Below are 13,945 nucleotides of genomic sequence, written 5' to 3' on the forward strand. Positions count from 1 at the left end.
GCAAAATTCCTCCGGGAGAGGCCCTAACGATGAATGTCACCCGCCGTTCCCTCCTGGCGGCCGGCGCCGCCGCGCCGCTGACGCCGTCCCTCGCCTCGGCGCAGACGCGCTGGCAGATGGCGACCGCCTATCCTGACGGGAACTTCCACACCCGCAACATCCAGGCCTTCATCGCCGACCTCCAGTCGGCGAATGTGGCGGTGCAGCTGCACTCCAACGCGGCGCTGCTGCCCATGGGCCAGATCAAGCGCGGCGTGCAGACCGGCCAGGTGCAGATGGGCGAGATCCTGCTCTCCGCCTACGGCAACGAGGACCCCTTCCTCGAGGTCGACAGCATCCCCGGCCTGGTGCCGGACTTCGCGGCGGCCAAGAAGCTCTCCGACCTCGCCAAGCCCTACATCGAGGCGCGGCTGAACCGGCAGGGCGTGAGCCTGCTCTACATGGTCGCCTGGCCCCCCGGCGGCTTCTATTCCAACGCCCCGCTGCCCTCGCTGGAGGCGCTGCGCGGCACGAAGTTCCGCACGTTCAACGTCATGACCAACCGCTTCGCGACGCTGATCGGCGCGAACCCGACGCTGGTACAGCAGGCGGAAGTGCCGCAGGCCTTCGCGACCGGCGTGGTGAACGCGATGGCGACTTCGGCGCAGACGGGCGTGGACACCCAGGCCTGGGACTACAGCCGTGTCTTCACGCCCGTCGGCTTCACCTTCACCCGCAACGCGGTGATGGTGCAGAAGCGCGCCTTCGACGCGCTGCCGGCCGCGACGCAGGCCGCGATCCGCGCCGCCGCCGCCACCGCCGAGACGCGCGGCTGGCGTGCGAGCGAGGAGGCGACGGCCAGCACCGAGGCCACGCTGCGCCAGCGCGGCATGACCATCGCCCAGGCCTCGCCGGAGCTGATGGAGGGCATGCGCCGCGTCAGCGCGCAGATGACGGAGGAATGGGTGGCGCGCACCGGCGAGGATGGCCAGCGCCTGATCGCGGCCTATCGCGCCTAAGCCGCCGCCGATGCGCCGCGCGCTGGACGCCCTCTACGCAGCCAGCGCCGGCCTCGCCGCGCTGTCTCTCTTCGCCATCTTCGTGGTCATGATGGCGCAGGTCGCCATGCGCGAGATGAATATGCAACTCCCGGGCGCAGACGATCTCAGCGCCTATCTCTGCGTGGCGACGACCTTCTTCGCCCTCGGCGCCACCTTCAAGCGCGGCGAGCTCATCCGCGTCGGCATGGGCATCGAGCGAGCGGGCCCCCGCCTGCGCCGCGCGATGGAGCTGCTGGTGCTGGCGCTGGCCGCCGTGCTCATCGGCTACGTCGCCTGGTGGACGGCGCAGGACGTCATCTTCTCGCGGGAGATCGAGGAGGTCGCGCAGGGCACCGTGCCCTTCCCGCTCTGGATCCCGAAGCTCGCCATGCCGCTCGGCTCGGGCATCCTGCTCATCGCCATCCTGGACGAGTTCGTGACCGTCCTGCGCGGCGAGATTCCCGGCTATGTCCGCGCGGCCGAGGAACGTGCCGCGGCCGGCGACTTCTCGGCGGAGGTCTGAGCCGATGGATTTGCTGACCTTCGCGCTGCTCCTGCTCGTCCTGCTGTGCCTGCTGCTGGGCATGGGGCTCTGGATCTCCATGTCGCTCGCGGCCGTGGGCTATGTCGCCATGGCGGCGGTGCATCCCTCGCCGGGCCTGTACCTCGCCTCCTCCTTCTGGGAGGCAACGGGGTCCTGGACGCTGGCGGCCCTGCCGATGTTCGTCTGGATGGGCGAAATCCTCTTCCGCACGAAACTCTCGGAGGAGTTGTTCAACGGCCTCGCGCCCTGGGTGCGGCGCATTCCGGGCGGGCTGCTGCACGTCAACATCCTGGCCTGCGGCATCTTCGGCTCGGTCTCCGGCTCCTCGGCCGCGACCTGCGCCACCGTCTCCAAGATCGCGCTGCCGGAGCTCAAGAAGCGCGGCTATGACGAGGATGTGGCGGTGGGTTCGCTCGCGACCTCGGGCACGCTCGGCATCCTCATCCCGCCCTCCATCATCATGGTGGTCTACGCCGTGGCGGCCGAGGTCTCCATCGTGCGCGTCTTCATCGCGGGCTGCATCCCCGGCCTGATGGTGATGCTGCTGTTCAGCGCCTACATCGCGATCTGGGCCAAGCTGAATCCGGCCAAGCAGCCCGCGCCGGAGCCCGCCGTGCCCCTCAGGGAGAAGCTTCGCCAGAGCGCGAAGCTCATCCCCTGCACCGTGCTCATCGTCGTCGTCATCGGCACGATGTTCGTGGGCTGGGCGACGGCGACGGAGGCCGCGGCCTTCGGCGTGCTCGGCTCGCTGCTGATGGCGGCGGGGCGCTGGACGGGCGTGGCGCTGCTGGTGCTGGACCTGCTGGCCTGGGCACTGGGCTTCATCGGTTTCTCCCAGGCCTGGCCCATCGCCTTCTTCGCGCTGCTCGGCCTTGCGGCTGGCGAGCGCGTGCTGACCTGGCAGAGCTTCATCGACAGCGTGAAGGGCGCGACGCGCCTTTCCTGCATGATCATGTTCATCCTGGCGGGCGCGGCCTTCCTGACCAAGGCGATGGCCTTGACCGGCATCCCGGCCGCGCTGGCCGAGGGCGTCGCGCATCTCAACCTCGGCCCCTATGGGCTGATCGCCATCCTGACCGTGGTCTATGTGATCCTGGGCACGGCGCTGGACGGCGTCTCGATGATCGTGCTCACCACCTCCATCGTCATCCCGCTGGTGCAGCATGCGGGCTTCGACCTGGTGTGGTTCGGCATCTTCATCGTGCTGCTGGTGGAGATCGCGGAGATCACGCCCCCGGTGGGCTTCAACCTCTTCGTCATGCAAACCATGACAGGAAAGGAACAGTTCGAGGTCGCCAAGGCCTCGCTGCCCTTCTTCCTGATGCTGGTGCTGACGGTGGTGCTGGTGACGCTCTTCCCGGTCACGCTGGTGACGGGCCTGCCGGACTGGCTGTTGAGTAGATGAGCGGAGTGACCTCGCCCGGCCGCGATGAGCGGCCGGCGTCCGAGGGCATGAAAATCTTCAATCTTCCGGCAGCGTGCGCTCGCCCTCGCCGAGGGCGCGCTGCATGGTGACGACGTCCACCCACTCGCCGAACTTCAGGCCGACGGCGCGCATCACCCCGGCCTGGCGGAAGCCGAGCGAAGCGTGCAGGCCGATCGAGCCGACATTCAGGCTATCGCCGATCACCGCGATCATCTGGCGGAAGCCGCGCGCGGTGGCGCGCTCGATCAGCTCCTGCACCAGCGCCTTGCCCACGCCCATGCCGCGCACGTCGTCGCGGACATAGATGCTGTCCTCGGCCGCGAAGCGATAGGCGCTGCGGTCCCGGAACTGGGCGAAATAGCCGTAGCCGAGGACCACGCCCTCGTCGCTTTCCGAGACCAGCCAGGCGCAGCCCGCGCCCTGCACCTTGGCGAGCCGCGCGGCCATCTCCGCCTCCGTGGGCGGCTCCTCCTCGAAGGTGCCGGTGCCGGTACGGACGTGATGGGCGTAGATCGCGGTCATCGCCGGCAGGTCGGCGGGCGTCGCGTCGCGGACGATCATGGCAGGCCAAGCTCCTGTGCCAGCCGGCTGGCGAGCCGCAGCAGCGCCCGGTCCCGCCCCGGGGCGGCGACCAGCGAGAGGCCGACCGGCGCCCCCTCCACCCGCGCCACCGGCAGGCTCACCTCGCACAAGGCGCCGAGGCCGGCGATGGCGGTCACCCCCATGGTCGCCTCGCGCACCGCGTTCTGTTCCTCCTGGCCGGCCGTGAGCCGGGGGGCGGGGGCGGGACTGGTCGGATAGGCCATGACGCCCCCGCCCGCGAGCAGCGTGGCCATGCGGAGGCGGAACTGCCGGCGGAAGGCGCGGCCGGCGGCGGCCTTCGCGGGCTCCATCCCACGGGCGGCGGCGAAGCGCTCGCTCACGCCGGGGCCGAAGCGCGGGCTGGTGGCCGCGACCCAGCTTCCCAGCGTCGCCCACGCCTCCTGCGCCTGCATGCAGCGGAAATGTTCGTAGAGGACGGGCAGCCCCTCGGGCGCCACCTCGACGCGCATCGCCGCGCCCGCGATCCTCTCCAGCGCGGCCATGGCCGGAACCATGGCGGCGGCGACGGCGGGCATCGCGTTGATCCAGGCTTCCTCGGCCTTCAGCACCGGGCCCAGGCCCTGGCCACTCTCGGCCGGCAGCAGGGCCTGGCCGACCTTCTCCAGAACGTCGGCCGAGCGCGCGAACCAGCCGCAGGTATCGAAGCTCGGCCCCAGCCCGCAGGCGCCCGCGAGGCTTACCGCCCCCCAGCTCGGCCGGATGCCGAAGACGCCGCAATAGCTGGCGGGGATGCGCACGCTGCCGCCGGTGTCGGAGCCCAGAGCGAAATCCACGAGGCCCGCGCCGACGGCGGCGGCGGAACCGCAGGAGGAGCCGCCGGGGAAGCGGTCCGGCGCGGCGGGGTTGATGGGGGTCTCGTACCAGACGTTCTCGCCGGTCAGCCCGTAGGCGAGCTCGACGGTCTTGGTCTTGCCGAGGAGCTCGGCGCCGGCCTCCAGCAGGTCCATGATCGGCGGCGCGGTCGCGGCGGCCACGGGATGCGTGCGCGCCCAGTCGGGATTGCCGTAGGTGGTCGGCGCGCCCTCGACGTCGAAGAGGTCCTTCACCGCGAAGGTCAGGCCGTCGAGAACGCCGCTCGCGGTGGGGGCGCGCAACACGCGCGCGCCTGGCATGAAAGCCTTCACAACATCATCGGAGAGCATGGAACGGACCTCGAATCTGCAACCCATGCTAGGGCCCTGGCCGCGCCATGCAAGCATGGACGCGCCCCTTGCAGGGCGCGTCCCGTCGCGTTCAGCGCGCGCGGAGCAGTTCCGGCACGCGCAGCAGGATCAGCTCGTTGTCGTCGGCGCGGGTCAGGTGGCGGCCGGCGCTGAAGGGCAGATTGTTGTCGTTGCCCACGATGATGTGGTCCGCATCCACCATTGCCACGTTCTCGATCGTGAAGAAGGGGAAGGTGAAGCGGCCGGCGGGCGCGCCCTGCGGCAGGTCGCCGCGCAGGCGGGCGCGGTTGTCCGGGTCCTGCATCGCCATCAGGTCGATATAGCCGATCTTGCGGACGAAGCCGTCGGCGTCGACCTGGCTGAAGTCGACCAGGGTGACGCGCTTCACGCGCGCCGGCATCACGAAGCAGGCCGGCGGGCGCTGGCCCTCGCGGCATTCCAGGCCCGGGTCGCCCTGGCCGTTGTCGCGCTCGATGATCAGGGCGCGGTTGTCGTCGATGAAGTTGAAGTCGCCGATGGCGGTCGCGCCCTCGGCCAGCTGGAAGCGGAGGTTCCGGCCGGTCCACTCGCCGCGCGCCACGTCGAATTCGATCAGGCGGAGGAAGTTGCCCTCGGAGCGATCGGTGCCCGCGGCGAAGAGCGGCTGCTCCAGCAGGCCCCAGAGGCGCTGGCCGTTCGGCGTCATTGCCATGCCCTCGTAACCGCCCGAGCGGCGGGCGCGGAAGGCGACGCCAGTGGTCGGCGAGGCGGGAACCGAGAAGGCCGGGTGGTCGGGCGAGCGGATCGGCTGGCCGTCCAGGCGCGTCTCGACGACGCGCAGGACGCGGCCCTGGGCGTCGACATGGATCAGGAAGGGACCGAATTCCTCGCCGATGTAGAAGGTGCCGTCGGCCAGGGGCTGGATGCTCTCCGGGTCGAAGTCGGCGCCGGTCAGGAAGCGCTCGCGGCTGCCCTCGGTCGTGATGCGGAAGGGGACGACGCTGTTGGGGTCGGAGAGGAAGATGGTCTGCTCGACCGTCACCTGGCCGGTGGCGAAGTCGGGGCGGATGCGGTGGAACATCAGCATGGCATCGGGGCTGTTGGCGCGGGCGCCGAAGCCGTTGTCGGTCAGCACCCAGTAGGCGCCGTTGCCGGCCGGCTTGATGCCGGAGAAGCCCTGCACGGGCTGGCCGCGGAAGGGCAGGCGGATGCCGGTGTCGCGGTTCCCATAGGCGGCGCCGGTATTGCCCATCACGCTCTCGGGCTGCGCGATGCGCGCGTTCTCGGCCCCATTGAAGCGGCCGGAGATGTCGAAGCCAGGGGGCGCGCCCTCCGGCGGCGGGGTGAAGGTGGCGGCGGGCAGGAGCGCATGGCCCGCGAGGCGCGCCTCGAAGCGGGTTTCCTGCGCGGCGGCGGGAAGAGCCAGGCCGATGGCGGCTACGGTGGCGAAAAGAAAACGACGCATTGGGAACTACCCCTCCAGTCTTGGAGGGGCCCGCCTACCAGCGCCGCATGACAGTCGGCTGACGATCCCGTGGCAGTCGCGTCAAACCAGTTCGAGCAGGACCGACTTGGCCAGCAGCGCCGCCAGCACGCCCGCCCCGGCCGCCGCGCCGAGCGGCAACCACCGGTAGCTCATGGCAAAAGCGGCGCCGCCGATGATGAGGGCCCAGGCGAAGAGGTCGCCATATTCGACGTATTGCATGATGAGCCTCCTCCCTCGTTGATTCCGAAGATTATCCTACTCCTGTCGTTCCGATGACGCAAGATTAATCTTCAACGAGGCCTTCGGGCGCCCGGCGGCGTCCCAGTTGGAATCGTCCAGCCAGGCCTCGATGGCGTCGCGCCTCGCGGGCCATTCGCCCTCGAGAATGGAGAACCAGGCCGTGTCGCGGCGGCGGCCCTTGATGGTCAGCACGGCGCGCAGCGTGCCCTCGTAGGTGAAGCCCAGCCGGCCGGCGGCGCGGCGGGACGGCGCGTTCAACGCATTGCACTTCCACGTCATTCGCCGGTAGCCGAGGTCGTCCATCGCGTGGCGCAGCAGCAGGTACATGGCTTCGGTCGAGGCCCTGCTGCGCTGCATGCGGGGGCTGAACCAGATATTGCCCAGCTCGATCGCGGCGTGGCCGGGAAAGATCTCCATCAGCGCAAGCCAGCCATCCACCGTGCCCGTCCGGTGCGGGCGGACGGCCCAGACCATGGGGTCGTGCGCCGTGGCGAACTGGCCGACGAAGCTGCGTAGCGCGGCCTCCGTCGCGAAGGGGCCGTAGCCCATATAGGCCCAGCTCGCCTCGGCCTGGTCAGCCTGGGCGGCGAGCCATAGGTCCGGCACGTGCCGGATGTGCAACGGCTCCAGGTCCACGCTGCGGCCCTTGTGCGGGATGCGGGCCGGCAGGGGGCGCGGGGTGGTGTCCACCTTCGGGCCGACGGGCGGATCCGTCGCCGGGTCATGCGGCGGCTGAAAATCTCTCATGCGCTCATATTCTTCATCTTGCACCGCAGCGGAACCCACCCCAAAACGGCCGGATGGACATCGATGTCGAACCCATCCTTGACGCGCCGCCTGGATTCTTCGCCGAAGAAGTGACCTGGGTCCATCACTGGACGGACCGCCTGTTCAGCTTCAAGTGCGGGCGCGACACCTCGCTGCGCTTCACCTCCGGCCAGTTCGCGATGATCGGCCTGAAGGTGGCGGGCAAGCCGCTGGTCCGCGCCTATTCGATGGTGAGCCCGGCCTGGGAGGATCATCTCGAGTTCCTCTCCATCAAGGTGCCGGACGGCCCGCTCACCTCGCGCCTCCAGCACATCCAGGTGGGCGACAAGGTGCTGATCGGCCGCAAGCCGGTGGGCACGCTGATCCCCGACAACCTGCTGCCCGGCCGCAACCTCTGGATGCTCGCCACCGGCACCGGCCTGGCGCCCTTCATGTCGCTGATCCGCGATCCGGAAGTGTATGAGCGCTACGACCGCGTCATCGTCGCTCACACGGTGCGCGAGGTGAAGGAACTCGCGTATCGCGACTACATCACCGGCGAGCTGCGCGAGCACGAGCTGCTGGGCGAGATGGTCAGCGAGAAGCTCATCTACCTCCCCTCAGTGACGCGCGAGCCCTTCCCCATCCAGGGCCGCATCACCACGCGCCTGGAGAGCGGCGAGGCCGAGAAGCAGGCCGGCGTGGAGCCGTTGGATCCCGAGTTCGACCGCGTGATGATCTGCGGCAGCGAGGCGATGAACGCCGATGTGAAGGCGCTGCTCGAAGCGCGGGGCTTCATCGAGGGCACCAACCATGCCCCGGGCAGCTACGCGCTCGAAAAGGCCTTCGTCACGAAATAGTTCGCCGCGTCGCAACCTGCGCCCCACCCAATGTGTTAGGGTGGGACCATGGGAATGCCGCCGAAAATCCCCCGCGCCGTGCCGAGCCGGGGGGATGTCCTGTCTCGCGCGGCGCTTCTTCTCGACATCGACGGAACGTTGCTCGAGATCGCGCCCCGGCCCGACGAGGTCGTCGTTCCTCCGGGGTTGCGGGAGACGCTCGCACATCTGCATCACGTGTTGGACGGTGCCGTCGCGCTCGTCACCGGCCGCACCCTCTCGGATGCCGAGCGCCTATTCGCGCCGCTGAAGCTGCCGACGGCAGCGGAGCATGCGGGCCTGCTGCGCCTCAAGCCCGATGTCGAGCCGCTGCGCCTCGCGGTGCCGGAGGCGCCGGGCGCCTGGCGCGATGCCGCGCTCGCCTTCGCGAAGGAGCACCCGGGCGTCGTCTTCGAGAACAAGCTCGCGGGCTTCGTCCTGCATTATCGCCTCGCGCCCGAGCAGCAGCAGCCCGCGCTGCTGCTGCTGCGCGCGCTGCTGGAGGGGCGCGAGGATTTCGAGATCCTGCCGGCGCAGATGGCGTGGGAGATCCGTCCGCTGGGCGTCAACAAGGGCATGGGTGTCCGCGAGATCATGAACCTGTCCCCCTTCCGCGGCCGCTGGCCCATCTTCATCGGCGACGACGTGACGGATGAGGATGGCATCGTCGCCGCCGAGTCCCTCGGCGGCCTCGGCTTCCGCGTGCCTACGGATTTCGCCACGCCCGCCGACGTGCGCGCCTGGCTGGCTTCGCTGACGGGAGGCGCCGATGCCGCAACCGCTTGATCTCGCGGCCATCGGCAACGGCACGGTCTCGGCGCTGGTCTCGCGCGAAGGGCGCGTCGGATGGATGTGCTGGCCGCGCCTCGATGCCGATCCCGTCTTCTGCTCGCTGCTCGACGGCACCGAGCCCGAGGGCGGCTTCGCCGAGGTCGCGATGACGAACTTCGCCGGGTCGGAGCAGCATTACCGCCGCAACACCGCGATCCTGGAGACGGAGTTGACGGACGCGCAGGGCAACCGCCTGCGCATCACCGACTGCATGCCGCGCTTCCGCCGCTTCGGCCGCATGTTCCGCCCGCCCATGCTGGTGCGGCGCATCGAACCCATGGCGGGCCGCCCGCGCATCCGTATCCGCATCCGCCCGCGCTTCGCCTGGGGCGAGGAGGTGCCGCGCGGCCGCGCCGGCTCCAACCACATCCGCTTCGTCGGCTCCTCCGACACGCTGCGGGTCACGACCGACGCGCCGCTGGGCTTTCTGCTGGGCGAGACCGAGTTCGCGCTGGATCGGCCCATCTCCATCCTCATCGGCCAGGACGACACCGTGGACGGTGCCGCCGCGCGCATCGCCCGCGAATTCGAGGACGAGACGACCTCCTACTGGGAGGATTGGGTGCGCGGCCTCTCCGTGCCCTTCGAATGGCAGGATGCGGTGATCCGGGCGGCCATCACCCTCAAGCTCTGCGCGCATGACGACACCGGCGGCATCGTCGCGGCGCTGACCACCTCCGTTCCCGAGGCGCCGGGCACCTCGCGCAACTGGGACTACCGCTTCTGCTGGATCCGCGATTCGCACTTCACGGTGATGGCGCTGAACCGCCTCGGCGCCACGCGCACCATGGAGGGCTTCATCAACTACCTGACCGGCGCGGTGCTGGAGCAGGATTCGGTGCTGCGCCCCGTCTACCCGCTTGTGCCCAACGGGCCGATCGACGAATGGGTCGCGACATCGTTGAAGGGCTTCCTGGGCGACGGTCCCGTGCGCGTCGGCAACGCGGCCGCCGTGCAGGTGCAGAACGACGTCTGGGGCTCGGTCGTCATGGCGGCCGCCATGATGTTCTTCGACCGCCGCCTGCCGCAGCCGGGTGACGAGGCGCTCTATCGCCGCCTGGTCCGCATCGGCAACGCGGCGGAAGCGGCGGCGCTGACGCCGGATGCGGGCATCTGGGAATATCGCGGCCGCGCGCGCATCCACACCTTCTCGGCCGCGATGTGCTGGGCGGCGCTGGACAGGCTGGGCCGCATCGCCGCGCATCTCGGCATCGAGGACGAGGCCGCCGACTGGAAGCGCCGTGGCGACCGGCTGCGCGCCGCCATCCTGGATGGCGCCTGGAGCAAGTCCTCCGGCTGCCTGCAGGAAGTCTTCGGCGGCGAGGGGCTCGACGCCGCGCTGCTGCTGCTGCCCGAGATCGGCCTGCTGGCGCCCACGGACCCGCGCTTCATCGCGACGGTGGAGGCCATCGAGCGCGACCTGATGAGCGGCGGCCTGCTGCTGCGCTACAGCCTGCCGGACGATTTCGGTGTGCCCGATACCGCTTTCCTGGTCTGCTCCTTTTGGCTGGTGGATGCGCTGCATGCCATCGGCCGCAAGGAGGATGCGCGCGCGCTGTTCGAGAAGATCCTCAGCCTGCGCAATCACGTCGGCCTGCTGGCCGAGGACGTCGATCCGAAAAACGGACAGCTCTGGGGCAATTTTCCGCAGAGCTATTCGCAGGTGGGTTTGATCTTGTCTGCCATGCGACTGTCCCGAAGCTGGGAGGAAGGCTTTTGGCGCGCCTGGTAATCGTCTCGAATCGTGTTTCCCCCCTCCGGGATTCAGGCCCCATGGCGGGCGGCCTGGCCGTTGCCCTGCAGGAGGCGATCAAGCGAAGGGAACTGCTGTGGTTCGGCTGGTCGGGCGAAACCTCGGACCGGCGGGAGCCGCGCTTCGCGAGTGCCGGCAACACGACCAATGCGCTGATCGACCTCACGGCCACCGAGCACCGGCTCTACTACACCGGCTTCTGCAACGGCATGCTCTGGCCGCTGCTGCACTACCGCTTCGGCCTCGCGCAGTTCCGCCGGCAGGAGGAGGAGGGGTGGCGTGCCGTCAACCACCGCTTCGCCGAGCAGCTCATGCCGCTGCTGCGCGAGGACGACACGATCTGGATCCACGACTTCCACCTCTTCCCGCTCGCGGCCGCGCTTCGCGCCCTGGGCGCCACGCAGAAGATCGGCTTCTTCCTGCACGTGCCCTTCCCGCCGCCTGCGCTCTTCGCCGCGCTGCCCCGCGCGGCGGCCCTGCTGGACGACCTTGGCGCCATCGACCTCATCGGCGTGCAAACGGCGGATGATGCGCGGCACCTCTCCGACGCGCTGGCCGAGCGCGGGCTTTCCACGCCCGTCGGCGTCTTTCCGGTGGGCATCAACGCGGAAGCTTTCGCCCGCGCTGCCGAGGCCGCCGCCGCGCGCAAGGATGCGCGGCGGTTCCAGGAAAGCCTCGTCGGCCGGCAGCTCATCTTCGGCGTGGACCGGCTGGACTACAGCAAGGGACTGCCGCAGCGCGTGCTGGGCTTCGCCGACCTGCTGAAGCGCTACCCGCAGCATCGCGGCAAGGTGACCTTCCTGCAGGCGGCGCCGATCTCGCGCGGGGAGGTCGCGCAATACCGCATGCTCCGCCGCGAGATGGACGAGCTGGTGGGCCGCATCAACGGCGAGTTCGCGGAAGTGGACTGGGTGCCGCTGCGCTGGACCACGCGGCCCATCCAGCGGCGGACCCTCGCAGGATTCCTGCGCATCGCGCGCATCGCCCTGGTGACGCCATTGCGCGACGGGATGAACCTCGTGGCGAAGGAGTTCGTCGCGGCGCAGCCGCCCGAGGACCCGGGCGTGCTCATCATCTCCCACTTCGCCGGGGCGGCGCGGGAGATGGAGGGCGCGATAAAGGTGAACCCCAACGACCCGGACGAGATCGCCGAGGCGCTGGACCTCGCGCTGAACATGCCGCTGGCCGAGCGGAAGGAGCGCTGGAAGCAGGATTTCGACAAGCTGGTCGCGGTGGGGGCCAGCGGCTGGTCCCGCGATTTCCTGGCGCGCCTCAACCAGACGGAATTCCACGAGAATTGCTGACTCCGCCTTCCGGGGTTAGCGTGCCGCGCCTTTTGGAGAGGAACCCGCGGCATGATCGTCGAAGAACGCATCTACACCATGCATCCCGGCCAGATCGGCCACTATGTGAAGGCCTATGCCGCGGAGGGCCTCGCTATCCAGAAGCCCATCCTGGGCCGCCTCGTGGGTTACTACACGACCGAGTTCGGGCCGCTGAACCAGGTCATTCACATGTGGGGCTACGAGAGCCTCGCTGAGCGTTCCGAGCGCCGCGCCAAGCTCTTCGCCAACCAGGCCTGGCTGGACTACCTGGGCAAGGTGCGCGGCTACATCGCGACGCAGGAGAGCAAGCTGCTCATCCCCGCGCCCTTCATGCAGGTGAAGTGGCAGGACTGAGAAGTCCCATGACGGCCCCGGCGGCGAGGCGCAGATCCTCCGCCGCCGGGCTGTTCGGAGACCGCGTCAGCAACGGCGCCTGCGCGCGGATGGCGGCCGGCACGCGCGGATCGCGCCGCACCGCTCCCAGATAGGGAACCGGCGCCCCCAGGAAATTCCGGCAGGCGGCATCGAGCGCGGCATGCACGCGCAGCCCATGCGACGCCTGGCCCACCATGTTCGCGAGCACAGCCGCCCGCCCGCCCGGCGCATCCTGCCGGTGCAGCTTCAGAACCGCATAGGCATCGGTGAGGCTCGTCGGCTCCTCATTGGCGAGCACGACCAGCAGGTCGGCCGCCGCCGCGAGTTGCCGCTGCGCGGCTCCGAGCCCGGCGCCGAGATCGAGAAGCACCAGCCCCTCCTGCCGCGCCAGCAGCGCCGCGAGAGCCCTGCCGTCCAGCCCCGCCAGCATGCCGGAGCCCGAGCGGCCGGGCAGCACGCGGAAGCCCGCTGGATGCGCGATCGCGACATGCTCCAGCCCATGCCGCCCAGCCAGCACGTCCGAGAGGTCGTGCACGGGATGCAGGCCGAGCTGCACGTCGAGATTGGCGAGGCCGAAATCCCCATCCACCAGCAGCACGCGCTCCCCCGCCTCCGCCAGGGCCTGGGCGAGGCCGATGGCGCAGAACGTCTTGCCGACGCCGCCCTTGCCGGAGGCGATGGCGATCAGGCGCGCGGTCATGCGGTCGGTTCCCGTTGCAGCAGGCGCTCCGCCAGCCAGGCGGGCGTGAGCGTGGTCATTCCATGGGCGACCTGCGGGCCGGTCCCGGCCTCGGTCAGCGCGAGGCCGGCGGCGGCGGCGGCCAGCACGCCGCCCAGGCGCCGCGCCATGTCCAGCCGCGTAGGCAGCAGATGCCGCGCGCCGAGGAGATGGAAGGCGCGCGCGATCTCGGCACTCTCCTCGGCGTCCAACCCGGCGGGGAGCACCAGCACCGGATCGGCATCCGCGGCGCGGATCAGCTCCAGCAGCCGCTTGGCCTGGGCGAGATCGAAGGGGTTGCAGCCGAAGCCGTCGATCAGCGCGGGCTGTCCCGGCCGCCGGCGCGCCAGCGCCTTGCGCAGAACCTCGGGCTGGGCGGCGACGGCCAGCGGCAGGTTCAGCAGGCGCGTGAAGGCGGCCAGCTGCTCGACCGCGCCCGCCCGCGCGCCATCGGCCGTGACCACGATGGGCTCGCGCTGCGCCATGGCCGCCCGCGCGGCGAGCTTCGCGCAGGCCAGAGTCTTGCCCGCGCCGGGTGGGCCGACGAGCATGATCGGCCTCTCGTCGGGCAGGGGCGCGAAGGACAGGCGCTCACCCAGCCCGCGCTCCAGCGGCGTGGCGGAGAGGCGCTGCGCGAGCTCCGTCGGCATGTTGTGGCGCAGCAGCTCCGCGCTGGGCGGCACGGGCGCGGGATCGGGCAGGATGAACTCGGGCTCGGCGGCCTCGACCGCGGCCGTGATTTCCACGCCATGGGCGGTGCGGCGCGTGGCCAGGACCACCGCGTCCTCGCCCAGCTCCTCCCGTGCCTCGGCGAGAGCGAGGGTGGCGTTGCGGGCCTTGAAGACGCGAAGGCGCATG

At 70.1% G+C, this 13,945-nt stretch carries 15 protein-coding genes; 8 read left to right on the plus strand and 7 right to left on the minus strand.

The genetic code is table 11. The annotated features are described in order from the left end of the window. Positions 1–29: 29 nt before the first annotated feature. From WJM96_RS21640 to WJM96_RS21650, 3 genes are read left to right on the plus strand one after another with little or no spacing between them, the layout of a single operon-like run. Positions 30–998, plus strand: coding sequence for a TRAP transporter substrate-binding protein (locus tag WJM96_RS21640; protein ID WP_424814640.1), 969 nt, complete (start codon positions 30–32; stop codon positions 996–998). A gap of 10 nt (positions 999–1,008) precedes the next feature. After that, positions 1,009–1,542, plus strand: coding sequence for a TRAP transporter small permease (locus tag WJM96_RS21645; protein ID WP_424814641.1), 534 nt, complete (start codon positions 1,009–1,011; stop codon positions 1,540–1,542). A 4-nt stretch (positions 1,543–1,546) separates the two neighbouring features. Continuing rightward, entirely contained in the window at positions 1,547–2,968 is a 1,422-nt protein-coding gene (locus WJM96_RS21650) for a TRAP transporter large permease (protein ID WP_424814642.1), read from the plus strand. A gap of 57 nt (positions 2,969–3,025) precedes the next feature. On the opposite strand, the gene WJM96_RS21655 is transcribed toward WJM96_RS21650, so the two are convergent. From WJM96_RS21655 to WJM96_RS21675, 5 genes are all read right to left on the minus strand, one after another. Then, entirely contained in the window at positions 3,026–3,550 is a 525-nt protein-coding gene (locus WJM96_RS21655; protein WP_424814643.1) for an N-acetyltransferase family protein, read from the minus strand. Then, positions 3,547–4,791, minus strand: coding sequence for an amidase (locus WJM96_RS21660; RefSeq protein ID WP_424814644.1), 1,245 nt, complete (start codon positions 4,789–4,791; stop codon positions 3,547–3,549). The genes WJM96_RS21655 and WJM96_RS21660 overlap by 4 nt, the downstream gene beginning before the upstream one ends. 34 nt (positions 4,792–4,825) lie before the next feature. Then, positions 4,826–6,199: an esterase-like activity of phytase family protein gene (locus WJM96_RS21665; RefSeq protein ID WP_424814645.1), complete on the minus strand. Its 1,374-nt coding sequence runs from the start codon at positions 6,197–6,199 to the stop codon at positions 4,826–4,828. Between the two features lie 81 nt (positions 6,200–6,280). Then, a complete protein-coding gene (locus WJM96_RS21670; RefSeq protein WP_424814646.1) occupies positions 6,281–6,439 on the minus strand; it encodes a hypothetical protein in 159 nt (52 codons plus the stop codon). 36 nt (positions 6,440–6,475) lie between these two features. Continuing rightward, a complete protein-coding gene (locus WJM96_RS21675; RefSeq protein ID WP_424814647.1) occupies positions 6,476–7,207 on the minus strand; it encodes a GNAT family N-acetyltransferase in 732 nt (243 codons plus the stop codon). Positions 7,208–7,260: 53 nt separating this feature from the next. On the opposite strand from WJM96_RS21675, the gene WJM96_RS21680 reads away from it, so the two are divergent. Genes WJM96_RS21680 through WJM96_RS21700 form a run of 5 tightly spaced genes read left to right on the plus strand, consistent with a single transcriptional unit; the run spans position 7,261 to position 12,348 of the window. Next, positions 7,261–8,067 carry a ferredoxin--NADP reductase gene (locus WJM96_RS21680; RefSeq protein ID WP_424814648.1) on the plus strand — a complete coding sequence of 269 codons (807 nt, stop codon included), beginning with the start codon at positions 7,261–7,263 and terminating at the stop codon, positions 8,065–8,067. Between the two features lie 54 nt (positions 8,068–8,121). After that, entirely contained in the window at positions 8,122–8,871 is a 750-nt protein-coding gene (otsB, locus tag WJM96_RS21685) for a trehalose-phosphatase (RefSeq protein ID WP_424814649.1), read from the plus strand. Further along, on the plus strand, positions 8,855–10,648 hold the full coding sequence (locus tag WJM96_RS21690; RefSeq protein ID WP_424814650.1) for a glycoside hydrolase family 15 protein: 1,794 nt from the start codon (positions 8,855–8,857) through the stop codon (positions 10,646–10,648). The genes otsB and WJM96_RS21690 overlap by 17 nt, the downstream gene beginning before the upstream one ends. Continuing rightward, positions 10,633–11,973: an alpha,alpha-trehalose-phosphate synthase (UDP-forming) gene (locus tag WJM96_RS21695; RefSeq protein ID WP_424814651.1), complete on the plus strand. Its 1,341-nt coding sequence runs from the start codon at positions 10,633–10,635 to the stop codon at positions 11,971–11,973. The genes WJM96_RS21690 and WJM96_RS21695 overlap by 16 nt, the downstream gene beginning before the upstream one ends. 51 nt (positions 11,974–12,024) lie before the next feature. Next, entirely contained in the window at positions 12,025–12,348 is a 324-nt protein-coding gene (locus WJM96_RS21700) for an NIPSNAP family protein (RefSeq protein WP_424814652.1), read from the plus strand. Here WJM96_RS21700 and WJM96_RS21705 read toward each other — a convergent pair. Together WJM96_RS21705 and WJM96_RS21710 are read right to left on the minus strand one after the other, a co-directional pair. After that, positions 12,323–13,069 carry an AAA family ATPase gene (locus WJM96_RS21705; RefSeq protein WP_424814653.1) on the minus strand — a complete coding sequence of 249 codons (747 nt, stop codon included), beginning with the start codon at positions 13,067–13,069 and terminating at the stop codon, positions 12,323–12,325. The two genes, WJM96_RS21700 and WJM96_RS21705, sit on opposite strands and share 26 nt — an antisense overlap. Then, the gene (locus WJM96_RS21710) at positions 13,066–13,944 is read right to left on the minus strand and encodes a GTP-binding protein (RefSeq protein ID WP_424814654.1); all 879 of its coding nucleotides are present in this window, start codon (positions 13,942–13,944) and stop codon (positions 13,066–13,068) included. Before WJM96_RS21710 ends, WJM96_RS21705 begins: the two co-directional genes overlap by 4 nt. Position 13,945: the final 1 nt, after the last annotated feature.

This window comes from Roseococcus sp. YIM B11640 (genome assembly GCF_049727625.1).
Classification (GTDB): domain Bacteria; phylum Pseudomonadota; class Alphaproteobacteria; order Acetobacterales; family Acetobacteraceae; genus Roseococcus.